24 protein-coding genes and 1 tRNA gene are annotated in these 25436 nt (G+C 61.4%); 9 read left to right on the forward strand and 16 right to left on the reverse strand.

From position 1 onward, the window contains the following. Positions 1-39 precede the first annotated feature (39 nt). From ACFELO_RS06125 to ACFELO_RS06155, 7 genes are all read right to left on the reverse strand, one after another. Positions 40-831, reverse strand: coding sequence for a hypothetical protein (locus tag ACFELO_RS06125; protein ID WP_440959662.1), 792 nt, complete (start codon positions 829-831; stop codon positions 40-42). A 154-nt stretch (positions 832-985) separates the two neighbouring features. After that, positions 986-3133: a DNA topoisomerase IV subunit B gene (gene parE / locus ACFELO_RS06130; protein WP_440959663.1), complete on the reverse strand. Its 2148-nt coding sequence runs from the start codon at positions 3131-3133 to the stop codon at positions 986-988. Between the two features lie 101 nt (positions 3134-3234). Then, positions 3235-4212 carry a 2OG-Fe(II) oxygenase gene (locus ACFELO_RS06135; RefSeq protein ID WP_440959664.1) on the reverse strand — a complete coding sequence of 326 codons (978 nt, stop codon included), beginning with the start codon at positions 4210-4212 and terminating at the stop codon, positions 3235-3237. A 148-nt stretch (positions 4213-4360) separates the two neighbouring features. After that, complete coding sequence (locus ACFELO_RS06140) at positions 4361-4990, reverse strand: transglycosylase SLT domain-containing protein (RefSeq protein WP_440959665.1); 630 nt, start codon at positions 4988-4990, stop codon at positions 4361-4363. 215 nt (positions 4991-5205) lie between these two features. Further along, a complete protein-coding gene (locus ACFELO_RS06145; protein ID WP_440959666.1) occupies positions 5206-8556 on the reverse strand; it encodes an autotransporter outer membrane beta-barrel domain-containing protein in 3351 nt (1116 codons plus the stop codon). A gap of 204 nt (positions 8557-8760) precedes the next feature. Further along, a complete protein-coding gene (gene glnA / locus ACFELO_RS06150; RefSeq protein ID WP_440959667.1) occupies positions 8761-10167 on the reverse strand; it encodes a type I glutamate--ammonia ligase in 1407 nt (468 codons plus the stop codon). A 56-nt stretch (positions 10168-10223) separates the two neighbouring features. Continuing rightward, on the reverse strand, positions 10224-10562 hold the full coding sequence (locus ACFELO_RS06155) for a P-II family nitrogen regulator (protein ID WP_009801031.1): 339 nt from the start codon (positions 10560-10562) through the stop codon (positions 10224-10226). A gap of 147 nt (positions 10563-10709) precedes the next feature. On the opposite strand from ACFELO_RS06155, the gene ACFELO_RS06160 reads away from it, so the two are divergent. The 3 genes from ACFELO_RS06160 (at position 10710) to ACFELO_RS06170 (ending at position 16072) form a co-directional block, all read left to right on the forward strand. Continuing rightward, positions 10710-12242: an NAD(P)H-hydrate dehydratase gene (locus ACFELO_RS06160; RefSeq protein WP_440959668.1), complete on the forward strand. Its 1533-nt coding sequence runs from the start codon at positions 10710-10712 to the stop codon at positions 12240-12242. Positions 12243-12308: 66 nt separating this feature from the next. Next, complete coding sequence (locus ACFELO_RS06165) at positions 12309-14579, forward strand: NADP-dependent malic enzyme (RefSeq protein WP_440959669.1); 2271 nt, start codon at positions 12309-12311, stop codon at positions 14577-14579. Between the two features lie 128 nt (positions 14580-14707). Next, positions 14708-16072 carry an MATE family efflux transporter gene (locus tag ACFELO_RS06170; RefSeq protein WP_440959670.1) on the forward strand — a complete coding sequence of 455 codons (1365 nt, stop codon included), beginning with the start codon at positions 14708-14710 and terminating at the stop codon, positions 16070-16072. A gap of 7 nt (positions 16073-16079) precedes the next feature. Here the strand turns inward: ACFELO_RS06170 and ACFELO_RS06175 are convergent, their stop codons facing one another. After that, positions 16080-16979, reverse strand: coding sequence for a hypothetical protein (locus ACFELO_RS06175; protein ID WP_440959671.1), 900 nt, complete (start codon positions 16977-16979; stop codon positions 16080-16082). Between the two features lie 62 nt (positions 16980-17041). Beyond that, complete coding sequence (locus ACFELO_RS06180; RefSeq protein WP_440959672.1) at positions 17042-17668, reverse strand: methyltransferase domain-containing protein; 627 nt, start codon at positions 17666-17668, stop codon at positions 17042-17044. A 152-nt stretch (positions 17669-17820) separates the two neighbouring features. Here ACFELO_RS06180 and ACFELO_RS06185 point away from each other — a divergent pair. Then, positions 17821-17905, forward strand: a tRNA-Leu gene (locus tag ACFELO_RS06185). 288 nt (positions 17906-18193) lie between these two features. Here ACFELO_RS06185 and ACFELO_RS06190 read toward each other — a convergent pair. The 6 genes from ACFELO_RS06190 to ACFELO_RS06215 all read right to left on the reverse strand — a co-directional run bounded on the left by ACFELO_RS06190 (position 18194) and on the right by ACFELO_RS06215 (position 21967). Continuing rightward, positions 18194-18385, reverse strand: coding sequence for a YqaE/Pmp3 family membrane protein (locus ACFELO_RS06190; protein WP_440959673.1), 192 nt, complete (start codon positions 18383-18385; stop codon positions 18194-18196). A gap of 23 nt (positions 18386-18408) precedes the next feature. Beyond that, a complete protein-coding gene (locus ACFELO_RS06195; RefSeq protein ID WP_440959674.1) occupies positions 18409-19116 on the reverse strand; it encodes a PRC-barrel domain-containing protein in 708 nt (235 codons plus the stop codon). Between the two features lie 187 nt (positions 19117-19303). Beyond that, positions 19304-19858 (reverse strand): hypothetical protein, encoded by a 555-nt coding sequence (locus tag ACFELO_RS06200; protein WP_440959675.1) that lies wholly within the window; start codon positions 19856-19858, stop codon positions 19304-19306. Between the two features lie 89 nt (positions 19859-19947). Next, on the reverse strand, positions 19948-20211 hold the full coding sequence (locus ACFELO_RS06205; RefSeq protein ID WP_440959676.1) for a Rho termination factor N-terminal domain-containing protein: 264 nt from the start codon (positions 20209-20211) through the stop codon (positions 19948-19950). Next, positions 20211-21398, reverse strand: coding sequence for a mechanosensitive ion channel family protein (locus tag ACFELO_RS06210; protein WP_440959677.1), 1188 nt, complete (start codon positions 21396-21398; stop codon positions 20211-20213). The genes ACFELO_RS06205 and ACFELO_RS06210 overlap by 1 nt, the downstream gene beginning before the upstream one ends. A gap of 59 nt (positions 21399-21457) precedes the next feature. Next, positions 21458-21967 (reverse strand): Dps family protein, encoded by a 510-nt coding sequence (locus ACFELO_RS06215; RefSeq protein WP_440959678.1) that lies wholly within the window; start codon positions 21965-21967, stop codon positions 21458-21460. Between the two features lie 255 nt (positions 21968-22222). Between ACFELO_RS06215 and ACFELO_RS06220 the strand changes: the two genes are divergently transcribed. The 5 genes from ACFELO_RS06220 to ACFELO_RS06240 all read left to right on the forward strand — a co-directional run bounded on the left by ACFELO_RS06220 (position 22223) and on the right by ACFELO_RS06240 (position 24216). Next, positions 22223-22399, forward strand: a complete 177-nt coding sequence (locus ACFELO_RS06220; RefSeq protein WP_440959679.1) for a DUF1328 family protein — start codon at positions 22223-22225, stop codon at positions 22397-22399. Positions 22400-22477: 78 nt separating this feature from the next. Next, positions 22478-22699, forward strand: a complete 222-nt coding sequence (locus tag ACFELO_RS06225) for a hypothetical protein (RefSeq protein WP_440959680.1) — start codon at positions 22478-22480, stop codon at positions 22697-22699. 44 nt (positions 22700-22743) lie between these two features. Continuing rightward, on the forward strand, positions 22744-23028 hold the full coding sequence (locus ACFELO_RS06230; RefSeq protein WP_440959681.1) for a hypothetical protein: 285 nt from the start codon (positions 22744-22746) through the stop codon (positions 23026-23028). Between the two features lie 10 nt (positions 23029-23038). After that, positions 23039-23401: a hypothetical protein gene (locus tag ACFELO_RS06235; RefSeq protein WP_440959682.1), complete on the forward strand. Its 363-nt coding sequence runs from the start codon at positions 23039-23041 to the stop codon at positions 23399-23401. Positions 23402-23412: 11 nt separating this feature from the next. Beyond that, positions 23413-24216 (forward strand): formate/nitrite transporter family protein, encoded by an 804-nt coding sequence (locus tag ACFELO_RS06240; RefSeq protein WP_440959683.1) that lies wholly within the window; start codon positions 23413-23415, stop codon positions 24214-24216. A gap of 488 nt (positions 24217-24704) precedes the next feature. Here ACFELO_RS06240 and ACFELO_RS06245 read toward each other — a convergent pair whose 3' ends face one another. Next, on the reverse strand, positions 24705-25430 hold the full coding sequence (locus tag ACFELO_RS06245; protein ID WP_440959684.1) for a PRC-barrel domain-containing protein: 726 nt from the start codon (positions 25428-25430) through the stop codon (positions 24705-24707). Positions 25431-25436 lie beyond the last annotated feature (6 nt).

Consider the following 25436-nt stretch of genomic DNA (forward strand, 5'->3'; position numbering starts at 1 on the left):
GGTTCTCAATGAAAGCCCGCCCTCTTGTCCGAGGGGGGATCAGTCTTCGGACTCTGACGGCTCGTGATAGGCCGCAGACCAGATATGCGGGCCAATATCGCATTGCAGGTTCGCATACGCCTGACCCACCTGATACGGCCCGTCCACGACCGGACATTCACACGTGGTCAACCCGTTCTCATCCTCGCGGCACGGCGCCGTCATGCACCCCGCATAGGTCGGGTTTTCGATCTCGGTGCAGTCGGTTGAGCCGAACTCGTGCACATTGCTGTAGATGAACGAGAAGGTTGAGATCAGCGTGGCGCTGTCCAGCTCGGGGTAGAGCGTTTGCGGCGCCCCGGCGGCCGGATTGCCCAGGGCGGCGCAAACCGGCGCCATCTGGCATTCTTCTGCTTCCGCGATGACCCCGTCTTCAACATGACAGATATCGCGCTGGTTCTTCATGTTCAGGCAATTTGAGCCGTCTTCATGGCACAGCTCCATCGTGTCATGTCGAACCTGCTCGTTCAGGATCGAGCCGATCTCCACATAGTTCCAGACGAACTCGCCTTCATGCATCCCGCTCGGCACGGCGTAGCAGGTGCAGGCTGCGGTATCTTCCAGGTTGGGGTTACACGGCAGAGGCGGGGAGCTTGTACCCGGTTGAGTGGGTTGATCTCCGCCCGGCCCGGAATAATAGCACAGCGCGAACCCGTTGCCGCGGCACGCCAGAAAGTTCGTGGCGGAATCAAAAGCGTCCGCATCCGGCGGTTCGTGTCCCTGCGCAAGGGCGGGAGCGCCAAGGCACCACACGGCCAAAGCGGCGAGCAGACATGTCAGGCGGTCAGTCATGGGAATCTCCGTCACACCAGAACCGTTTGCGGGGCTGGATGGAACGGCGATGCCCCCGCTGCGGAGGTCACCCTAGATCAGAAACAACCCACAGGCGAATCTTTAGGCGATGTTTCGCCTTTTCGCTGTTCTGAGGCCTGCGCCATGCGAGGGATCAGACGTCCACGTCTTCCACGAAGGGGGCGTTGTCCTGAATGAACTGGAAGCGCAGTTCCGGCTTCTTGCCCATCAGCGTCTCCACCAGAGCATCTGCGCTTTCGCGCATTTCCGGTGAGACGACTACGCGGGCGAGCGACCGGCTCTCGGGCAGCATGGTCGTGGATTTGAGCTGGGGCGGGGTCATCTCGCCCAGACCTTTGAAGCGGCCCACCTCGACCTTACCCTTCTTGAAGGCGGTTTCCAGCAGGCGGTCCTTCTCGGCATCATCCTGGGCGTAGAGCGTCTTGCCGCCCTGGGTCAGGCGATAGAGCGGCGGCTGCGCCATGAACAGGCGGCCTGATTCAATCAGGCCCGGCAGGAACTTATAGAAGAACGTCGCCAGCAGGGCGGCAATGTGAGCACCGTCCACGTCAGCGTCACACATGATGATGACGCGCTCATAGCGCAGGTCTTCAAGATCGAATTTCTTGCCCGGCTGGACGCCAAGCGCCAGCAGCAAGTCAGAGATTTCCTGATTGGCGGCGATTTTGTCGGCGGTTGCAGACGCGACGTTCAGGATCTTGCCGCGCAGAGGCAGGATGGCCTGGGTCTTCCGGTCTCGCGCCTGCTTGGCGGAACCGCCTGCAGAATCACCCTCCACAAGGAAGAGCTCTGCGCCTTCAGCGGAATTCTGCGAACAGTCCGCCAGCTTGCCCGGCAGACGCAGTTTTCGCGTTGCGGACTGGCGTTTGACCTCTTTCTCGCGCTTGCGCTTGAGACGGTCTTCGGCCCGATCCACGGCCCATTCCACGAGACGTGCTGCGTCCTTGGGACGACCGGCCAGCCAATGATCGAACTGGTCGCGAATGGCCTGCTCGACCAGACGTCCCGCTTCCAGAGTGGACAGCCGATCCTTGGTCTGGCCCTGGAACTCAGGATCCTTGATGAAGACCGAGATCAGAACACCGGCGCCGCCCATGACGTCGTCTGCGGTGATCTGGGCGGCCTTCTTCACATTTGCGAGCTCGCCATAGGCGCGAAGGCCCTTGGACAAGGCCGAGCGCAAACCCTGCTCGTGGGTGCCGCCCATGGGCGTGGGCACGGTGTTACAGAAGCTCTGGCAGAAGCTGTCATCGGGGCCAAACCCGTTTTCGGAAAAGGCCACGGCCCATTCCACGGCGCCCATGCGGCCGTCACGCTCGACCCGTCCTGCGAACTGATCGGTGACCAGCGCTGCGCCTGGCGTCAGCTCGACCAGACGATCGGCCAGGCCGCCGGGGAAGGCGAGGGTGGTTTCCGCCGGGATTTCCGTGCCCTCGACCAGGCTTTCAGGGCATTTCCAGCGGATCTGCACGCCGCGACGCAGGAAGGCTTTGGCGCGCGCCATGTTGAAAATCCGCGGCGCCTTGAGCACGGCGCGCGGACCGAAAATCTCCGGATCGGGCTTGAAGCGCACGGTCGTGCCACGTCGGTTCGGCGCGCCGCCAACCTTTTCGACCGGGCCTTGCGGGATGCCGCGCACATAGATCTGACGCCAGAGCGTCTTGTCGCGGGCCACCTCGACTTCAACGAGCTCGGACAGGGCGTTCACAACCGAGACGCCCACGCCATGCAGACCGCCTGCGGTCTGATAGGCCTTGTCGGAGAACTTGCCGCCGGCGTGCAGCGTGGTCAGCACGACTTCAAGCGCGGACTTGTCCGGGAATTTGGGGTGCGGGTCGACGGGAATGCCGCGACCGTTGTCAGAGACGGAGACGAAGCCGTCCTCGTCCATGGTGACTTCGATGCGGTCGGCATGCCCGGCCACTGCTTCGTCCATGGAGTTGTCGAGGATCTCCGCGAACAAATGGTGCAGGGCGCGCTCATCGGTGCCGCCGATATACATGCCCGGACGCTTGCGCACAGGCTCAAGGCCTTCCAGCACCTCGATCGAGGATGCGTCATAGCCTTTGTTTTCGGCCGTTGCAGCCGGGAGCGGGCTCGGCGTGCTGACCGGCTTGGCCGGTTCAGGTCTGGGCGCGACCGGCGCAGGCTCGCGCGGCGCCTCGGAAGCCTGGGGCGCAGGCGCAGGTTCAGGCGTCGTCACGCGCGGCGCGGACGGCGTCGCAGGCCCTTTGGGCCCGGACGGAGCGGAGAACAGATCGTCTTGCGAATCATCAGCCATCACCGCGTAATTTGCCCCAGCCCCGGGCCCGGGTGTAGGGCCCGAAGCAGCCTGAACCGCATTGCGATGTGGAAATCCGGTCTCTGGCCCGCTTCTCGGCCCTAACGGATCAGTTTGAACGCTCTCAGGATCTTCAGAAGCGCCTGTTTCACGCGCGACAGGAAGCGCAGGGTATAGGTGCGCACGGGCGGCAGGTTGAACGGAAGAACCCGCGATGACAGGTGCTTGATCACGGCGGCCTGCTCGACTTCCTTGTTCTGATAGAATTTCAGGAACAAATCCCGTTTCAGGATGAGGTTATGGATCTTGTGATACATGTCCTCGGTCACGGTCGCGCCGATCTGGAAGTCATCAGGCAGCGGGAAGTGGACGTAGTGGGTCGTATGGTTGCCGCGGATCTCATCCTGCGGGCGGTCCTTGGTATAAAAATACAGCGCCAGAGACTTTCGTGACTCATCGCCCTTGTCCTTGGGGATGTTGATCCTCTGAAAGCCGTGCCAGGATTTGTGACTGGTCTCGTGGATGATCGCCCGGTTGAAGATCGGCGAGAAGGCCTTGAAATAATTGGTTTCAGGTTCTCTGGGGTCCTTGTGGAGCTCAAGGCTGCCGCCCCATTCCTCCTGCCAGCCCGGATTCAGGTAAACGAGCAGGTTCAACCGGCGATGATACTGGTTGCGGTCGTCGTAGTTAAAGTCCAGATGGATATCCAGCTCTGCATTGTGCAGGTTTTCGTGCGTGCCGCCGCCATACATGTTGTCGCCACCCCAAACCAGACCTTCAATTCCGGTAATAGAGGTTAGCCATTTGGTGATTTCGCCACTCTCGAGAGCCGCGTGTATGGCCTTGTACGCCGGTCCGATGCTTTGAATGTCCGAGTTGACGTCTTTGTTCCCGTCCTCTCCAAACTCGTTCACGGCTCGGCTTTTGGCGAATGAGGGAAATTCTTCGACAAGCCGGGTGGCGAGCGCAGCGTCCAGAAAGCCGTCTACGCAAACGTGTTTGAACGGGTCGCCCTGTTCAAACTGTAACCGGAACATATCGGCGTTATCGCGTGAATACTCGGAAATCACGTGTGACATATCTAGCTCTAACTGTTCAGGTTTTTCTCAAGGGACGCCGCAGAATCGTGCGCTGCCGGACAGTCCCACAAATAGATCCGCTTTTGAAGCTGATCTTGCGAGCTCAGTGGGAGAGCGTGTCGCTGGACGTCGCCGGTTGGCGTGAAACTCAGAAGAACGGGATCAGCCCGCGATTGAGCCGCCGTTCGCAGCGACTGATCTGGGCGTCATACCGTTCGGTATCGGTTTGAACCGTACGGGCGGCGCGCAGCAGCCAGTCCTTGCTGGCATAGGTGCGACGGTTATAGCCGCCATGGCCCTCGTGATACGCCAGATAGAGCGAGTAAGGGTCATCCAGAGAAATGCCGGACAGCCGTTGGGATTTGTTGGCGTACCAACCGATGAAGTCCACGGCGTCGCCGAAATCGTCCCGATCCGCGCCGCGACGCCCCGTGTCCTCGCGATACCAGTCCCAGGTGCTGTTGAGCGCTTGGGCGTATCCATAAGCGGAGGAGGGGCGTGCGCCCGGGATGACGCCCAGAAGGCGGCGGCGTGCGGGGCGGGCGTGTCGGTTGAAACTCGATTCCTTCTTCAGGAAGGCGAGCTGGGTTCCGGGCGAGATGCCCCATCGGCGCTCAGTGCGCTGCAAGTCACGCCACCAGCTGCGGTTGTCCTGAAGGATAAGGCAAGCATCATGAACCTGATCGGGCGGTCCGGATGCACACCCTGACAGCAGCATGAGGCCAACCAGGCCGAGAATGACAGAGCGCATCACCATGGCGGCACTTTGGCCTGACACGGTTAACTGGCGGTGAAACGCGCGGCCCCCGAAAAAGAAAACGCACGCTGGTGACAGCGTGCGTTACCGAATTGAGGGATTGTGAGGGGTCGGCGCGCCTGCGTCGCACGCGCCGACCCAATGTCTTCGCCGTCAATGCATGGGGTCAGGACAGGAAGACCATCAAGTCCTAACAGATTCCCCTCATGCGTGCAATCGGCCTATGTGAAGTTGTTCTAGAATGTCAGGCGGATAACCAGACGAGCGACATGGCGCACGAAGTCATCACGGACGTCGGCGTCATAGGCGAAGGTGAAGGTCGAATAGTCGGAGCCTGCACTGAAGCCGAAGCCCAGAAGGGCGCCGGAATTGGCCAGTTGCTCGGACCGCAGCGTGAACGGATTGCCGTCCTCGCCGAACTGAGCCGTGGTTTCGCCGCCAGAGCTTGAGAACTCACCCCGATAACCCACGCGAATGGAGGGGGCCCACCAGGAGGTGTCGGTGCCGAAGCGACGCGCCAGCGTCAGCGTGCCCGACCCCAGGAAGGTGGAGGAGTCGCGGTCGTCGACGATCAGCGCCAGATCGGAGATGGCGTCCGCATTCGTGCCGGACGTGGTTTCCGAATAGCCGCTTTCAAACAGGGTCAGGTAGGTGAGGTCCGCTTCTGGGCGCAGAACCCACTTGCCGAAGGCGAAGTCGCGACCGGCCTGGAAGCTGGCGGTGGCGTGCCAGCCGCTCCAGTCTGCATTGGTCAGCGCGGTGAAGTCACCAATGCGGATCTCGCGATCGGTCTCGAAATAGTCATAGCCGATGCCGACATTGCCCGAGATGTCGAAACCGCCGAGCTCCATTGCGGCATAGCCGCCGAACTGGCCGGACATGGAAACCATCGGTTGGTCAAAGCCGTTGGTTTCTTCAATCTCGCTCGCCGCGCCAACAAGCTGGACGCCAACGGCGTAGAACGGTCCCACGGGACGGTCCAGACCGACCGCCAGACCCACGCCTTGGCCACGATAGCCGGGACCGAACGCCGTGCTGGAGCGGTCGGCATAATAGCCAAATTCCTGGATCCAGACGCCGGCGAGATCGTCGGGCGCCAGACGGGCATTGCGCAAGCGGCCCTGAAGGGCGCCCGCTGCAGCGTCGTTTGCAGCCAGTGCGAACTGGATGGCGCTGGCGGCGTATTCAGGCAAAAGCTGGTCGTACGCGCCGTAGAATTGTTCGGCGGTGCGCAGGCTTGCGAAGGCGGCGCCCAGCGATTCGATGCTTTCAAACGCGGCGAGCGCTTCATCATAGGCGGCGGCCTGATTGGCGTGCATGCCCAGTTGTTCCGCCGTCTTCAGCTCGAGGGTGAGGACGATCTTGTTGCTGTCCTCGCTCGAGCGTTCGAGGCTGGCATTGTAGAGGAAGGGTGAGTCCGACGTGTTCAGGGCGTCGGATTCATTCGCGATGGTCAGCGTACCAGCGGTGATGATCTCGAACGTGCCGCCCTGGCCGATGACGTTTTGCAGACCGACGGAGAGGGACGAGCCTTCCTCGAAGGTGACGTCACCCGTCGCGTTCACGAACGCGTTCACCCGGTCTTCAGAGTCGATCACCACTTCCAGAACGCCGCCATTGCGGAAGATGGCGTCGCGCAGGGCAAGGGCGTCAGAGCCGGTCAGGCCGATCTGGCCATTGGTGACATCAAGAACCAGGTCGCCGTCCGCGTCGCTGATCGCGCCATTCAGAGAGCCGTTGTTGATGACAAGCACGTCGGCGCCGAGGCCGAAGGAGATATCGCCGTTTACAGAGCCGGCATTGATTTCGACGCGGTCATCGCCGTCGCCCAGCAGGATGTCCCCGCGAATGATCGGCGTGCCGATCGCTTCGCCTTCATCATCATAGGCCTGTTCCTGGATGATGCTCAGGCCGCCATGATTGTTGCGGGCATCAATGGCGATGGTCTCGATATCCTCTTCAGAGAACTCATCGGTCAGGGAGTTGGTGACGGCGCTGATGGAGCCGCCATTGCGGATTTCCTCAAGGCTGTCGTCATTGGAGCGAATTGCAATCGCGCTCTGACCGCCCCCGTTCACCGTTGCAGAGATCGTTCCGGTCGCGTTGAGGATGGCGCGGAGCTGGGAGTTCTCATCGAGATCCAGTGCAATCGCGGAGCCGGTTCCGAAAGCGTCGTCCGCGAAACCGTCCTCGGCATGACCCAGGCTCGCAAAAGCGCGGATGATGCCGGTGTTATGGAAGGATTCTGCCTGCGCGCCTTCGCCGAAGCGAACGGCGGTCGCGACGCCGTCATAGGCGGTGGCCTGGATTGTGTTGACGTTCTGCACGCCATTCGCGCCCAGAATCACCGAGCGCAGCACGCCCCCGTCATCACGGCCGACAATCAGGAACGCCGTCGCATCCTTGCCGTCGAAAATGCCGTTATTGGCGATCGTGCCTTCGTTGACGACGGCATATCCAAGAAGGTCGTCCTCTTCGTCATCATCGGTGCGGCCGGTGGTGTAGTCATCGGGCAGCAAAACTTCGCCGATGACCTGATCACCCGTACCATCCTCATCAGGACGAATCTCGAGTGCGGCGCCCGTGCCGGTATAGGCCTGGATCGTGCCGGCTGCAGAGATGAAGACGCCATCGGTGACGGAGCCGGCGATCAGGAAAGCGGATCCGGAATCCAGATTGTCCGCCACGTCGCCACGCTCGAGCGCCTCAGCTTCATTCTCGAACAGCTGCATCAGCTCTTCGCTGAAGCGGCGGGTGGTGCGATAGCCATAGGCCTGGATCGTGCCGACTGCGCGAATGCCGCCGCCCACATCGCCTTCCACGACAGCGCCCTGGCCGCCAGGGCTGACCGCGGTGACATTGCGGATTTCCACATCGCCGCTGACATTGTCCTCAAGCGAGATGCCGCGGCTGTTCTCACCGGTCACGGCGATGGTGCCCTGAGAGGTGAAATTGCCATCAATGGCGGTCACGGCGCGGACGGCGAAGCTGTTCTGGCCCTGAACGACCACAGAGCCCGTGCTGGTGATGGTCACGTCGCCCGTGAGAGGGTCCTGACCCGCAATCGGGTCGAAATTCTCGTCGACAGCGCCAATCAGCAGGCCGGTCTTGTTCTGATCCTGAGCGAATGCGCCGTCAGCCTCGCCATCGGGATCATCCACTTCACCGTCGCCATCGGCGTCGCGCAGGTCATCCGTACCGCTGTCCACGCCATCATCGCTGTCATCCAGGAAGACGCGTCCGCCAAGGGTAAGGTCGCTTTCCACGCCCGGATCGACCTGAATGCCGACCGCGCCATCCACGTTGACGGCTTCGCCATCCGCGTCTCGGTCATTGATCCGGATGATCGAGCCGTTCGTGGTTGTCAGATTGTTGTCGGAGTTGATGTGGACGGCCGGTCCGGGAACGCCGATGAGCGTCACCCGGCCATTCGCGCCGATGACAATGTTATCGGCATTGCCTTCGCCATCCGCATCAGCGGTTTCGACCGGCTCGGTGCGTTCGTCATTGATCTCTTCATCCGCCCAAGCCGGGGAGGAAGCAATCAGGGCTGACAGGGAAACGGCGGCGAAAAGGCTGCGGCGCATGCGTCGGTCTCCGGTCGGGCGCAAGTTCACAAGAGGTGAACCATACGTGCGTCTGGACATCTTTCTAGCCCATGGTTTTTCCCGCGTCGACCGTCGCCAGACCCCGGGCGCAGCCAATTTCGCTTTGTGAAGAAGAGGCTGAAATGAAAACGGCCGCCCCGGAGCGTTCCGGAGCGGCCGTGAAAGCCTGCAGAGGCCTTATGACTACACTTTGTAGTACAGCTCGAACTCAACCGGGTGTGGGTGATGTTCGATGCGGGACACTTCTTCCATTTTCAGGTCGATATAGGCGTCGATCTGATCGTCATCCATCACGCCGCCCTTCTTGAGGAAGTCGCGGTCGGCGTCGAGAGATTCGAGCGCCTGTCGCAGAGACGAGCAGACGGTCGGGATGTCCTTGAGCTCTTCAGCCGGCAGGTCGTAGAGGTCCTTGTCCATCGCGTCGCCGGGGTGGATCTGGTTCTCGATGCCATCAAGGCCCGCCATCAGCAGCGCGGCGAAGGTCAGGTACGGGTTGCCAGCCGGATCGGGGAAGCGGGTTTCGATACGCTTGCCCTTGGCGGACGGCACGTGCGGGATACGGATCGAGGCGGAACGGTTGCGGGCCGAGTAGGCCAGCAGCACCGGCGCTTCAAAGCCCGGAACCAGACGCTTGTAGGAGTTGGTCGACGCGTTGGCGAATGCGTTGATCGCACGGGCGTGCTTGATGATGCCGCCAATATAATAGAGGCAGGTGTCAGACAAGCCGGCGTACTTGTCGCCTGCGAACAGCGGGTTGCCGTCTTTCCAGATCGACTGGTGCACGTGCATGCCGGAGCCGTTGTCGGCGTAGACCGGCTTGGGCATGAAGGTCGCCGTCTTGCCATAGGCGGCGGCGACGTTGTGCACGATGTACTTATAGGTCTGCATGCGGTCGGCCATCTCGGTGAGGGTGGAGAATTTCATCCCCAGCTCGTGTTGAGACGGCGCCACTTCGTGGTGATGCTTCTCGGGCTGCAGGCCGAGTTCTTTCATCACGGACAGCATTTCAGAGCGCATGTCCTGAAGCGAATCGATCGGCGGAACCGGGAAATAGCCGCCTTTGGGCCCCGGACGGTGGGCGAGGTTGCCGCCTTCCATCTTGGTGCCGGAATTGTAGGGGCCTTCGTCGGAATCGAGCGCGTAGAAGGTGTTGTTCTGGGCCGTTGACCAACGCACGTCATCAAAGACGAAGAATTCGGCTTCCGGGCCGAAGAAGGCCGTGTCGCCAATGCCGGAAGCAGCCAGGAAGTTCTCGGCTTTCTTGGCCGTGGTGCGCGGGTCGCGGTTATAGGCTTCACCGCTGTCTGGCTCGAGAATGTCGCAAACGATGGACAGGGTGGTCTGCTGGAAGAACGGATCGACTGAGGCGGTCTTCACGTCGGGCATGAGGACCATGTCGGACTCGTTGATGGCTTTCCAGCCGCCGATGGACGAACCGTCGAACATCGAGCCTTCTTCAAAGAAGTCTTCGTCAACCATGTCCACGTCGAAGGTGACGTGTTGCAGCTTGCCGCGCGGGTCGGTGAAGCGCAGGTCGACGAATTCGATGTCTTCGTCCTTGATTTGCTTGAGGATCTTATCAGCAGACATGGCAGGGTCCTTAATTGCTGGCTGTGGGTGCTGGCGGGCGATTGCAGTATTCGGGGTCAGATGGCGTCATCATCGGTTTCGCCGGTGCGGATGCGGATCGCGCCTTCCACCGGGAGGATGAAGATCTTGCCATCACCGATCCGTCCGGTCTGGGCGGCGGTTTGAATGGCTTCTACGGCGGCCTCGACACGGTTGTCGGGGATCACAAGCTCGATTTTGATTTTCGGCAGGAAGTCGACGACATATTCCGCGCCGCGATAGAGCTCGGTATGGCCTTTCTGGCGGCCAAAGCCCTTGGCTTCGGTGACGGTCAGGCCTTGGAGTCCGATCTCTTGCAGGGCTTCCTTTACGTCGTCCAGCTTGAACGGCTTGATGATCGCTTCGATTTTTTTCATTCGGGGCCTCCGCTCACGACTGGCACGCTAAAGGACACGGTCTGCACTGCAAGACATCGTATCGACGCGTAGATGCGCAAAATCTAGGATGCTTCATGCGTGAGCGTAAATGCTCGAAGTTCGTGCAAAATTCGGGAGTCGCAGATTATGCCAGAGCAGCCTCATGCCATTCTGACGGTCTCAGCCATGCAGGATGCGGACGCGTACGCGATCGCTCACGGCGTTTCTGGCTGGCGACTCATGCAGATGGCGGGACAGGGCGTCGCCCGGGCCATTCAGGACAGATGGGCGCCACGACCGACGGCTGTTTTGTGCGGATCGGGCAATAATGGCGGCGACGGATGGGTTATTGCGTCCCTTCTGGAGGCGGCGGGCTGGCCGGTCCGGGTGTACGCTTTTACCGATCGCGCCCGCCTTGCGGGCGACGCGGCCCGGGCGGCGTCTCTCTGGACGGGAGAGATCGAGAGTTTGTCCTCATGCCGTCTGGACGAGCACGAGCTTGTCGTGGATGCGATGTTCGGCGCCGGATTGAACCGGGCGCTGGAGGGAGAGTCGGCCCGTCTGGCGCAAGACAGTCACCGCTTTGGCGGAGTGTGTGTGGCGGTGGATGCGCCCAGCGGACTGTCCGGAGATGCCAGCGTTCAGGAGGGATGCGTATTCCGGGCGGACCTGACCGTCACCTTTCACCGTTTCAAACCTGTCCATCTCCTGTCGCCTTCACGCGCTTTGTGTGGCGACACGGTGCTGGTTGATATCGGGATTCCGGAAGGCTGGAGTGAGGCGGCGACGGTTACTGCAACCCTCAACCATCCTGACCTCTGGTCTGTGCCCGGGGCGGATGTGGACAGGGACGCCCACAAGCACAGTCGCGGTCGTCTGTGCGTGCTCGCAGGCGGCTATGGCGCGACTGGCGCCGCCAGGCTGGCTGCGCGGGCCGGGCAGATCGGCGGAGCGGGGTTTGTGACGGTGTTGTCGGGGCAGGGCGCGTTGAATGAGATCGCCTCTGCTTCAGACAGTCTTGTCGCCAGGACTTTCGATCAGGAGGCTCCGTTTGGCGATGTTCTTGAGCAATATCGCGCCAGCGCAGCGGTCATGGGCCCCGGAGCCGGGGTGGATGATCGGTTGAAGGCGCGCGTGCTGTCCGCCTTGAGCCGCAAAATTCCGCTCGTCCTCGATGCGGATGCGCTGAGCGTCTTTCAGGATGAGCCTGACAGCCTGTTTGCGGCCTTGCATGACCAGTGTGTGCTGACACCTCATGCTGGCGAGTTCGCCCGATTGTTCCCGGACCTGACGGACGCATCGCTCAGGGCGAACAAGATTGAACGGACGCGGCTGGCGGCGCAGCGATGCGGCGCTGTCGTGGTGTTCAAGGGGGCTGATACGGTCATCGCATCCCCGCAGGGTGATGTGCGGGTGAATGTTCACGCCAGCCCTCGTTTGGCGACTGCGGGGACTGGGGATGTGCTCGCCGGCCTGATCGGCGCGTTCCTGGCGCAGGGCGAGAGCGCCCGGGATGCGGCGTCCGCTGCGGTCTACGTTCACGGAGAGGCCGGTCGTCGTCTGGGAGCGGGGGGAATAGTGGACACAGTGCTCGAGAAGTTGCCGCATGCGCTTGAAGCAGTTTCGGCCGCCATGTTCCGGAAAGCAGCCCTGCAGCGATTGATGCGTCCGTCGGTGTAGCAAGCGACCGCGCAGACGCGTATAGCTCAGACACGTTCCACCACACCAGATAGATCCATCGCCACCATGTCCGATACCGAAAAGCTTTCCTCGACCGACGCCGACGCGCTGGAATTTCACCGCGCGAGCCCGCCGGGCAAGGTTGCGATGATCCCCACCAAGCCCATGGCGACGCAGCGCGATCTTGCGCTGGCCTATTCGCCCGGCGTGGCGGCGCCGGTGCGGGCGATCGCCGAGAACCCCGACGCGGTCTATGACTACACCTCCAAGGGGAACACGGTCGCCGTCGTGTCCAACGGAACGGCGATCCTGGGGCTGGGCAATCTGGGTGCAGCGGCCTCCAAGCCGGTGATGGAAGGCAAGGCGGTGTTGTTCAAGCGCTTTGCGGACATTGACGGCTTTGATCTCGAGATCAACTACACCGACCCCGACAAGTTCGTTGATTGCGTGGCCGGGTTTGGCGACAGCTTTGGCGGCATCAATCTTGAAGACATCAAGAGCCCGGAATGCTTCGAGATCGAGGCGCGCTTGCGCGAGAAGCTCGATATCCCGGTGTTCCATGACGACCAGCACGGCACCGCGATCATCGCTGCCGCAGGCCTGATCAACGCCTGCCATCTGACCGATCGCAAGTTCGAGGATGTGAAACTGGTGCTGTGCGGCGCCGGGGCGGCGGGCCTGTCGGTGCTCGAACTGGTGAAGTCTTTGGGCGTACAGCACGACAATGTCACCGTCGTGGACGTGAACGGCGTAGTGCATACCGGCCGGAATGATCTGCATGACCGTCTGGCGCAACATGCCCGCACCACTGACCTTCGTACGCTGAAGGAAGCGATGGTGGATGCGGACGTTTTCCTGGGGCTGTCCGCAGGCGGCGTGGTCACACAGGACATGGTCAAATCCATGGCCGCCGATCCGATCATTTTCGCCATGGCGAACCCGACGCCGGAAATCATGCCAGACGAGGTCCGCGCCGCGCGTTCAGACGCGATCGTGGCGACTGGCCGTTCTGATTTTCCCAATCAGGTCAACAATGTGCTGGGCTTTCCTTACATCTTCCGTGGGGCGCTGGATGTGCGCGCCCGGACGATCAATGAGGAGATGAAGATCGCCGCAGCACGCGCGCTGGCCGATCTCGCCCGTCAGGACGTTCCCGATGAAGTGTCCACCGCGAACAAGTCTGATGGCGGTCTGCGCTTTGGCCGCGACTACATCATCCCGTCGCCCTTCGATCCGCGCCTGATCAGCTTTGTGCCGCCCTATGTGGCGCGCGCCGCGATCGAGACGGGCGTGGCCCGTATCCCGATCGAGGATGAAGAGAAGTACCGCCAATCGCTGGCGCGTCGTCTTGATCCGACCGCAGCGCTTCAGCAGCGTGTCACCCAGTCCATTTCGGGCTCGGGCAAGCGTATCGTCTTCGCCGAGGGCGAGGAGCCGTCCGTCATTCGCGCCGCATTTGCGTTCCAGTCCCAGGGGCTTGGGCAGGCGGTGCTGGTGGCGCGCGAGGAAGTGGCCCGCGCGAACATGCGATCACTGGGGCTGCCGGACGATGTGCTGGAAATTCAGAATGCGCGCTTGTCCGATCGCAATGCGGACTATGCCGACTGGCTCTACAAGCGCTTGCAGCGTCGGGGCTATCTGCGCCGGGACGTGCAGCGCCTTGTGAACAATGACCGAAATGTCTTCTCCGCCTGCATGCTCAAGTTCGAGGATGCGGACGGCATGGTGACGGGCGTGACGCGCCATTTCACCAACACGATGAGCGATATCCGGCTGGTGCTTGATCCGGCTCCGGGGGGGCGTGTCATCGGCCTGACCGTGGCGCTGGCGCGGGGCAAGATGCTGGTCATCGCCGATACCAACGTCACCGAATTCCCTGATTCCAACGGGCTGGCGGAAATCGCTGTGGGCGCCGCCCATGCGGCGCGTCGCCTGGGTCTCGACCCGCGTGTGGCTTTCATGAGCTATTCCACCTTCGGCAACCCGCCGGGTGAGCGGACCACCAAGGTCCAGAGCGCCGTGTCGCGTCTCGATCAGCTCGATCTCGACTTTGAGTATGAAGGCGAGATGGCGGTGGATATCGCACTCGACCCCAACCACCGGGATCGCTACCCGTTCTCGCGCCTGTCTGACGCCGCCAATGTCCTGGTCATGCCGGCGGTCCACTCAGCCTCCATTGCCGCGCGTCTTCTGAAGGCTGCGGGCGGGGCGACGGTGATCGAGGGGCTTCTGATCGGGCTGGAGAAGTCGGTTCAGGTCGCCCGTGTTGGCTCGAATGTCTCTGATATCGTCAATCTGGCAGGTCTCGCTGCCTATGATCTGAACCAGACGAGCTGAATAGAAGGCGAAGCGCGGACCTTTAGGAAGGTTTGAACAGGCTTTTCCACTTCGGCCATGGAACAGCGCCATGGGGTGTCCTACCTATGGCGCTGTTTTGATTTCTCCGAATTGACGAAAGCGTTCCCATGGCCTCCACCCGCGCCTCGAACGACCTGACGCAAGGGTCGGTCTTCCGTCATATCGTGCGTCTGGTCGCGCCGATGAGCTTCGGCATTCTGGCCATGATGCTTGTCGGGGTGATCGACGCCTACTGGGTCGGACGACTGGGCACGGACCAGCAGGCCGCCGTCCAGTTCGTCTTTCCAGTCTCCATGCTGGTGATGAGCATTTCCATTGGTCTGGGCGCCGGGGCGGTGTCCGTGGTGGCGCGTGCGGCCGGGCGGGGCGATGGAGAATCCACAAAACGCGTGGCGACAGACGCGCTCAGCCTGTCCTTCATCATGGTGCTGGCGGTCAGCGCCATCGGTATTCCCCTGATAGGCCCGGTGTTCCGGGCGATGGGCGCAACCGATCAGATGATGCCCTATGTGCATGAATACATGACGATCTGGTTCGCAGGGGCGGTCTTCATGGTCGGACCTATGGTGGCGAGCAATCTGCTGCGGGCGATGGGCGACGCCATCGTGCCGAGCGTCATCATGATCATCGCGGCCTTCATCAACATGATCCTCGACCCGCTGCTGATTTTCGGGTTTGGTCCCATTCCCGCGATGGAGGTGACGGGGGCCGCGCTGGCGACCCTGATCGCCAACATGGCCGTTTTCATGATTGCGGTCGGGGTCCTGGTCTTTCGCGAGAAGATGCTCGATTTCAGCTGGCCCGGTTTTGACACCCTGTTCTGGAACTGGCGCGAGATCGCGCGGATCGGCGCGCCGGCCTCGGGCTCCAACATGATCGGCCCGCTCGCCAACACCCTGGTGTTTGCGGCCATGGCGCCGTTTGGAGAGCCCGCCGTCGCAGGTCTGGGCGTCGGGATGCGGGTGGAGGCGCTGGCCCTGATCCCGCTGTTCGCCCTGTCAGGCTCCATCGGTCCGATTACAGGGCAGAATGGCGGCGCCGGTCTGGAAGACCGGGTGCGCGAGGCTTTCGTCAAATCCTTCCTGTTCTGCGCAGGCTGGGGCTTTGCGATGGCGGTGCTGCTGTTGGTGCTGGGCCGGTTTCTGGCGCCGGTCTTTCTGCCGTCCGAGGGCGGGCAGGCCATCGCGATCACGTATTGGGCGATCGCGCCCTTCGCCATGGGCGGTTACGGCGTGGCCATGGCGGCGGCGGCGGGTTTCAACGGTCTTGGTCGTCCGCTCATTGGCGTCGCCTGCAATGCTTTTCGTGGCTTCGTCCTGATTATCCCGCTGGCCTGGCTGGGCAATCTACTGGGCGGCGCGAACGGAGTGATCTGGGGATTGTTTGCGGCGAACCTGATCGCCGGCGTGGTGATCGCCGTCCTGGTGCTGAAGTTTGCGCCCCTGACCGCCAAGGAGGGCGGCAAACGCTAGGCGCGGTTCAGGCGGTCAGGTCGAGAGAGACGGGGACGGACAGTTCGCCGCGCTCGATCATCTTGATCTCGAGCCGGACCGCGATCAGCTCGTCCTGTACATCGCGTTTGTACTCGGTGACATCCTCGTCCAACGCTTCCAGGTCTTCGTCGAGCGCTTCAAACGCGTTGTCGCGCGCCTTGTCTTTCGCCAGGAAAGCGGACTGGATCTTCGCCGTCTCGAACAATTCCTGGATCTTGCGTTTCAATCCATCGACAGAGCGGACGAATTCTTCATCGCCCATCAGCTCGCCCAGACGGGCGTCCAGCTCATCCACGGACCTGCTGGCCATCTGAGGACGCGCGGCATTGCTCACGGCATCCGGGACTGCAGGATCAGCATCCTCTTCCGGTTCTGTTGATGCATCCGCCTCGGCTTCACGGTGTGCTGCAGCGCTGACGTCGGCATCAGTTTGTTCGCCATTGGCGGAGGCGTCTTCACCGGCTGCGGTGTTCGTGGTGTCGGGGGCTGCAGGACTTGCCGCCATCGCCATCAGGCCTGCGCTGCCGACCGCGTTCATGTCGCCGCCCGCATCCTTGTAGGCCTTGAGCGCAGACTTGAGTTCCTTGACCAGATGGCGAAGCGCTTTCGCCATCTCCTTGGGGTTCTGCGCGTACAATTCCTTGATGATCTTGAGCTGCTCGCGGACGGCCTCGACCCTTTCTCTCGCCCGGTTGCGGGAGGCCTGTTTCTGCTCGTCCGGCGCACGCTTCATCGCGTTCAGCGCTTCGCTGAGCCGGTCCTGAACCTCGGTGGAGGCTTTGGGTGCAGGCTGGCCCTGTGCGGACGCCGCACGCTTGCTTGCACCGGACGCCAATGCGCCAGCGTTATAGAGCGACGAGACGAAAGAGGCGCTTAATGTGGCCATGCGAGCTCCATTCTGGAGCCGCCATCTTCACGCAAAGGGCTTAAAACTCCGCTATCGCAGCGTTAGCGTCGTATCAGAACCATTCCCAGCTCGGCCTTGTCGTTCATTCCGGGATGAGGATAAGGGCGCGCTTGGGTGTCAGGCCAGATCCAGCGTGTGTCCGGGAACAGTGCGCGCATGGCGTCCAGACTGCAGCCATAGGGCGGGCCGCCCAGCTCTGATTTTTGCATGAAGAGCGCGAGCAGCTTGCCGCCGGGCTTCAGGCAGGCCTGGGCCATGGCTTCATAATCCTCCCGCCGTCTGGGATGGATCGCGCACAGGAAGGTCTGCTCGTACAGCGCATCAAATCCGCTCTCTGGCCGCCAGGCGAGGCCGTCTGTCTCGATCGCCTGCGCCGTTACGCCCAGAGCATCAAAACGGGCCTTCTGCCAGGCAATGGCGCTCGGCGCGATATCGGTCGCCGTCACCTCAATCCCTTTGGACGCCAGAAAGCCGGGTTCCTGACTGCGTCCGCAGCCGGGCGTCAAAAGGGATTGGCCGGGCAGGATCTCGCCTTCGCGCACCCAGTCCTCCGCCGCCGGGTGGATGCCCTGACGCTCCCATGGCGCATCATCGGATCGGAAACGTGCTTCCCAGTCGACGCCAGACCGGTCTTCAGAGATGGGCGGAGGGGAGAGGGGATCAGACATCGCAGCGCCTTTAGCCGAAGATGTCTCATGATGGCGTCTGGGGGCGAGGCGTCCAGACCCGGAAGCAGACGATGGCGCTATGCGTTCAAACGGCAAAGGCAGATTGACCATCGGTCGCGCCAGACGCTAACTCTGCGTCCTGTCTTGCCTGTGCGGGTGTGGCGGAATTGGTAGACGCGCTGGATTTAGGTTCCAGTGTCTTATGACGTGGAAGTTCGAGTCTTCTCACCCGCACCACTTCTTTCGGTTCTCCCTCGCCTCCGCTCGGTCGATCCTCGCTAAAGCTGCGGGCGGCCTTAGGCCTTGCGGACCTGCGGTCCGGAATTCCCTGATCCTCAAGCCTGTGCGGGCTTTCGCTCCTCGCTTCGCTGCGGGCGGGCGTTCGCCCTTGCGGACCTGCGGTCCGGTTAGGGGGCTCCAGATCGACCTGGTCGATCGTCGCGGCGCTGTGGGCGTCCCTGCATCCAGATACATTTCGGGCGCTGGAACGGGGAGACTTCCAGCGCCCGAGACCTGGCGTATGGCCTAGCGGCGGGTGGCGATGATCCAGACCGCGTGGATGATGCCAGGCACATAGCCGAACAGGGTCAGGAGGATGTTCAGCCAGAAGTGCAGGCCCAGACCCACCTGGAAGAAGACGCCCAGCGGCGGCAGCAGAATGGCCAGAAGAATGCGCAGGATGTCACCGCCGGTCGCGGTCGCTTGTTGCGTGCTCATGATGGTCTCCTTCAATCAATAAATCAGGACGCCGGGGCGGCGCTCAGGAACAGGGTGGTGTCACGACCGGCCAGCGCATTGAGCTGGGCCTCGTTGACATTGGCGGCCACGGTCCAGCCCTGGGGCTGGTCGTAATCAAGCTGCACGGCATTGACCGGGATGCGGCCGTCCATATCGCTGAACGAATGCCAGCCCCGGCTTTCAAAGTGCACGGCCAGCACCGCGCCGCCTTCGCTGATCTCAAGGTCGTCAATTGCGATCGGGGGCGTGTCGGCGTTCACAGAGATCGCTTGCCCCATCAGGGCGCTGACAGAGCGGGCGTTGTCGTACTCGGACGCCCAGTTCAGGCCGATCGGTTCATAGCCGCCTCCGGCGCGCAGCAGGTCGAAATCAGCACGCGCGACATCGGTGCGCAGGATTTCATCGCCCGGCTGACCCGCCAGATAGACAAGGTCTGCCGCAATGGCGGCGTCAGCGCCCAGAAAACCGGGATTGCTGACCACTACCGCCTGCAGCTGTCCGGTGTCATCCAGCAGCAGATCCTTGATCTGGACCTGACCATCTTCCAGCACGAGGCTGGAGCCCAGAAGGGTGGAGGCCAGATAGAAAGGCTTGCCTTCAACCGTTTGCTGGACCAGCGAAATGTCCTGCGTTTCGACGCCTTGCGTGAAGGCCGCCGCGGACAGTCCAGCCAGCGCAGCAACAGCGGTCAGGGTCATGGCGGTCTTCATGGTCAGGCCTCCTTCGAGATAACTCAGGCTTGTCCATGAAACGTCCCAGCCCGGACCGGGTTCCCGATTCGTGAAGGATTAGTGAGTCGGGCAAGCGGGTGCGGTTCATGAAAAGCGCCCTGCCGCGAGCAAATCGCGACAGGGCGTCAAAGTCTGTTTTTATTGGGAAAATATCGATCTGGTGTGATTACCAGGCTTGCCGATAGGTCAGTCCGACAAAGCTGGATTCCGCTTCCCAGCTGTTCTCGCCAAACCGGATCTTGCGCTCCTGGCGGATATAACCGGCCGTGACTGCGCCGTGCTCATTCAGGGACATGCCGATGCCGGCAAAGCCGTCGGCCACGCCCACTTCGCCGGCGACACGGGTGAGGGCGCTGACGCCGCCGCCGCCCGGGCGCATGATCACTGTCTCCTGGTCATAGGAGACAATCAGGCTCAACCGGCTGATGGACCGGAATGCGAGCGGGTTGGTCTCCAGCTCCAGACCCACGCCAAGCGCGGACAGCTCGTCACTGTCATTGCGGCTTTCGTTCTGGGCGGAAATCATCGGGATCAGGGACGGGCTGTGTTCGCCACCCAGTGGGATGGACCAGCTGCTCTGGCTCGTATCGCCGAATTCTGCGTGAAGCTGATCGGTGAAGTTGCGCAAGATGGCGTCCGGCGCCTGAGCGGGACGGAGGACGTTCACATCCGCTGCGGTCGCAGTTTGCAAGGTCAGCAATAAAGCGGTCGTCACGAACATGCAGTCCTCCTTACATCAGCCTGTTGGGACAACGCGTAGCAAGCAGAGACGTTCCCAATATTGTGTAGGCGAATGACGGAGTGTGATGATTACTGACCGTCCCGCAGGGCCTCGATCAGCTGGTCCTTGTTCATGTCAGACCGGCCATCTACGCCGATCTCCCGGGCGCGTTCATAGAGCTCATCCTTGGTCCATTCCTCGTAGGGTTTCTGGCGTCCGCCCTTCGCCGCGCTGTCATCATTGCTGGCCTGGGCGTTGGCGATCCGGGCGGCCTTGGATTTGGAGGCGCCGTCCTCACGCAGCGCCTCATAAGTGTCGTCATCCTTGATTGAAGGGCCATGATCCCTGGTCATCAGGCGTCTCCTTTTTCGGGTTCGGGGGATGGGGCTGGAGTGGGGTCAATCACTCTGCCGTCCGCCCGCGCGACCATCAGGGTGCGTGTCGGATAGGCGAACTCCACGCCTTCCTCGGCGAACTTGCGCACCAGAGCGACGTTCACCTTGTGGCGGACATCCATATAGACCTCATAGTCCATGCTCTGGGCGTGACAGACGATTTCGAACTCAAGCGCGCTATCGCCAAACCGGGCGAAATGGGCGCGTTCAAAGCGAACCTGTTCAGTGTCATCGATAATGGCTTTGACCCAGTCCGGAATCCTGTCGAGCTGGTCTGCGCCGGTCTGGTAGGTGACGCCGATCTGGAACAGCCAGCGCCGCTCGTCGAGGCGCTGATAATTGCGGATCGTCTCGTCCAGCAGATTGGTGTTGCGGATGATGACTTCCTCGCCGGACAGTGAGCGCAGGCGGGTTGTCTTCAAACCGATCTTGCTGACCGTGCCCAGAAAATCGCCGAACTCGATGAAGTCGTCGCGCTGGAAGGGCTTGTCAAACAGGATGGAAATTCCGGCGAACAGATCGCTGAACAGACCCTGAGCCGCCAGGCCAATCGCAATGCCGCCAATACCGAGGCCAGCAATCAGGGCCGTGATGTCTACGCCGGCATTGTCGAGCACCAGCAGCAGGGCGGCGGACCAGATGAAAGTGCTGATCGCCCATTTGATGATGGCGATGCCATTCCAGACCGCACTGCGATTGTCCGAGCGTTTCAGCGCACGCCGCTGGACCAGATCCACCAGGAGGCCGCGTATGATGGCGGCGATCTGAATGATCAGGATCAGGCCCAGCACATAGAGGATCGCATCCACAACGGGGGCGGGGGCGCCGGTCGCGCCCATCCCGATGGCGGCGCCGATGACAAGGAAGGTCATGGCGGAAAGCCGGTCCGCAGCCCCCAGGACCACATAGGCGAGGCTGCCCTTGTCCACCCGCTGACGGGCAAGGGAGACGCCCCATTTGATGATCATGGCCGCAACTGCGACACCGAGGGTGATGGCGAGGGCGAGTGTGACGGCCTGGGTGTCTTCCGAGATCCAGTCCATCAGCACGGAGATCGCAGTCCGGCCCTGTTCAACCACACTCTGGACGTTGGCCTCCATGGCGGTGAGGGCTTCTGAAGCTGCAGAATCCTGTGGTTGGCTCATCGTCTTTCCCCATATGAAAAAGCGGGCCCGAGAGCCCGCCTTTCCAAAGCATTCAGCGCTTATTTGTCGGCGATGATCGAGTTGAGCATCCAGATCGCCTCTTCATGCCAGCTCATGCGCTCGATGAGCATGTCAGCGGTCACGAAGTCCTTCTTGTCCTCGCACCATTCGATGGCGTCCCGCATGGATTTCACGGCGGTGCGGTGGTCATCGATCAGCATTCTCACATGCGCTTCGGCGGACTGCTCGAGATCGTAGTCCTGAATGTCGGACAGCTCGCCATACTTGCGGTAGGACGCCGGCGCTTTTTCACCCAGGGCGCGGATGCGCTCGGCGATCTCGTCAATGGCGGCGTGCAGGTTCTCGTAGTGCTCTTCAGTCAGCTTGTGCAGGCTGTAGAAGGTCGGGCCGACGACGTTCCAGTGCACGCCCTGCGTCTTGATGAAGAGCATGTAGCTGTCAGCCAGGACCTTGCCCAGCTCGCCCGCGATCTTGGCGCGGTCTTCAGGCTGAATGCCGGCTTTTTGATCAAATTGAGCGGTTTTGGAAGCAAGAGCGGCGCTGCTCATTATCAATCTCCATCATGTTGCGGGCCGATAAAACACATCAGATGTGAAAAAGGTTCCGCAGTGGAGTGTATAAAGTTCCTCAATCTCGCATCAGAGACTTGGAGTGGCCCGGGAAATACGGGCGTGGTGCGGATGTCGGCTATTGTATGCTTTATATATAGGCGAAAACTTTTGCAGTGGTTTTGAAATTTTCTGGAACCTGTTTGATTGCGGGGCGTTTGTTGTGAGCCTGATTGAAACTCACGGAGCAAACCCATGCTGAGACTGGCCCTTGGATTTTTCGTCGTCGCCCTGATCGCAGCCCTGTTCGGTTTTGGCGGCATTGCAGCTGGCGCAGCGTCTATCGCGCAAGTGCTGTTTTTCGTCTTCCTGGTTCTCTTCGTAGTGTCGCTTCTGTTCGGCGCGCTGCGTGGTCGAGCCCCCCGGGTCTGACCCTGAGGCGACCATATGAAAGCGGTGGGGCTCGCCCCGCCGCTCTCCTACTCAACAAAACCCAAAAGGATTGAAATCATGAAAAAGTTCGCACCTCTGTTCGCCGCTCCGTTCCTGCTGACCGCCGTCGCATGTTCGGATGGCCCCGCTGAGAACGCTGGCGAAGACATGGATGAAGCCGTCGAGAACGTGACGGGTGAAGACCAGGACACGTTCGAAAACGCTGGCGAAGAGATGGATGAAGCCGTGGATGACGCCGAAGACGCGATGGATGACGCCACGGACGAACCGTCTCGATAAGACGCAAAGATCGCCCAGCCCTATACTTCAGAAAGGAGAGCACCATGGCACGCGCCGCTGCTAAACCCGAAGTCACGACTGAAGAACTCAAAGCTGATCTGGATTCTCTGCGCGAGGATATGAACCAGCTGGTGGGCGATCTGTCCAAGGTCGTTCAGCAGAGCGGAGAGAATGGCGTCAAGGCCGGCAAATCCGTTTTCGAGGACGGTCTTGAAGCGGCCGAGGAAGCCCCTGACCAGCTTCGCGAACTTATTCGCGAGAATCCGCTGGGCGCTTGTGGCGCCGCCATTGGCGCAGGCTTCATCGGCGCTCTGTTGATGCGCCGCTAGGGAGCCGGTCGTGAACGCTCTGCTGATACCCATCGCGCTGATTGGCCCGATCATCGGCTTGGTGTTCGCCACCCATGCGGGGTGGAGCTGGGCGTCAGCCCAGTTCTCCCCCTGGGTGGCCAGTGCGCTGATCGGCGCTATCTATGCCTGTATTGGCTCGATCGCCGCAGCAATCCTTTTATGGAAAGCCAACCGCAAAGAGCCGCCTTCTGAAAAACCGTCCAGTTCAGCGTCGCCCCTGGCGCTCGTTGAATTGGCCATGAAGCGTAAGCCTTTGCAAACAACCGCGACCCTTATGGGGTTCGGAGCGCTCCTGGCGCGAAAACCAAAACTGGCCATGGAGACCTTGTCCAGGTTTGCGCTTTCCAAATAAAGGGTCTGCCCTTGTCGAAAAAATCGGATCATGAGCTGCGCGCCAAACGCCTTGCGGCGCGCAGCGAAATTGCGTCTAAAACCCTCTATTCCGTCATTGCAGAGACCGGCAAGGAGGAGCTTCTACGCCCTTCGAGTTCTCTGCTCTACTCAGCCCTCACGGCCGGTCTGGCCATGGGGGCTTCCGTCTTGCTGATGGGCGCGATCGAGAAAGCGGTCGGCGAGGCTTCCTGGAGTTCACTGGCGATCGCCGTGGGCTATCCGGCAGGTTTCCTGCTGATCGCCATGGCGCGTATGCAGCTTTTTACCGAGAACACGCTGACGGCCGTGCTGCCTGTCACCAAGAACCGCCGTTGGCGCTCTGTGCGTCTTCTGGGGCGGCTCTGGGCGATTGTGCTGTTTGGCAATCTGGTTGGCGCGATCGCGATTGGCGCCGTGCTCAGTTACGTGACAGAGCCGGATCTGTTCGAGGCGATGGTGACGGCCTCGTCACACATCACGCACAGGGATGCTCTGGGCAATTTCGTATCAGCCTTGCCGGCCGGATTCCTGATCGGGCTCATGGCCTGGTCATTGCCGGGCTTGCCCTACGAGAAGCTGGGAGCCGTGTTCATCGTCACCTATCTCGTCGGGGCGGGCGGCTTTCCACACATCGTAGCAGGCACGGTCGAGACGACGGTGCTGATCGTCGCCGGCATCTGGGGCGTGGGTGAGGGGCTGGGCTTCATCCTGCCCGTCCTGCTCGGCAATACGCTTGGCGGCGCCGCACTGTTCGCGGGTCTCGCCTATGGTCAGGTGCATGAAGAAATCGACTAACCCGGGAAGTTTCACCGGAACCTCTGCCAGCGCGGGGCGTTAGTGAGATATCCCGGCCCCCCTCCGGGATGATTGACGACCCCATACTGCGAAGGTTCACCCTCCCCCTGACCGCCTTCCGCAGTCTTTTTGAAGCCGCCCTCGATTTGAGGGCGGCTTCTTTATGTCCGAGGGGCTGAAACCGTTATCTCTTGAAGCATGGCCTGTTTCGAAGCCTTGAGGGCCTGACAGTAGGTCGTGTGCGAAGGCTGGAGAGAGGGGGCGCTCCAGCTCCAGTCAGGTTTGACCGACTGTGCTTCAGTGTCTCAGAGCTTCGTTAGCGGATCAGTCATAGACGACAAGAGCGCTGTATCCGCCTGGCGCCGCTGGGCTGACTGCCATGGCGAGGTTATCCCGAATCCGAAACTTGGCGCAGGTTGAGACATGCAAAAAAGGGGGCGCGCCGAAGCGCGCCCCCAGTTTTTGGGGTTGGTCAGTCCCCTTATGGCCTAGCGGCCGTCAAGATAGGCGCCGGTGTTCACCGGGGTCTCTTCCATGACGCGGACATCGTCAGACGTCATGTCAGAGGTGACGGTCCAGCCCGATTCAGCGGTGTAGGCCAGCTCGAGCTCGTCAAAGTCGACGAGGCCCACTTCACCGCCAAGGCCCAGGAAGCCGCCATCGCGGATGATGGCATATTCGCTTTCGCCTTCGAGGGTGAATTTCACGTCCTCAAGATGGGCGATGGTTTCGCCAGCTTCATTGAGGATCGCAGCGCCCGTCAGGTCGCTATAGAACAGGTCGCCGTCTTCACGTTGATCTTCGATGGAAACCACAAACGGGCTGTCCTGAATGGCTTCGGCGTCGTCCAGCTGTGCATCGGTCAGGGACGCGGTCACAACCAGTTCGCCTTCAGCGTCATGGGTGATGGTCGCCGCCACAGTGGACACCGCGACTTCTTCATCGAAGAGGCCCAGGAAACCGCCGCGAGAAATGATCAGCGCTTCGGGGTCGCCGGAATCATTCATGCGGATGTCGGTGATCGAGGAAGCGCCGTCAGCGTACTCCAGATCCGAGCCGACAATGTCGGAGGCCTTGACCATAGAGGTGGTCATTTCAGCTTCTGCGCTCGTTTCCACTTCGGTGTGCATCTCGGCTTCCTGCGCCTGGGCAGTGGCCAGCGCAGTGGTGGAAATCAGAGCGATCGAGGTGGTCAGCATCAGCTTGTTCAACATAACGTC

Source organism: Oceanicaulis sp. LC35, assembly GCF_052055585.1.
In the GTDB taxonomy this organism is placed as follows: Bacteria; Pseudomonadota; Alphaproteobacteria; order Caulobacterales; family Maricaulaceae; genus Oceanicaulis.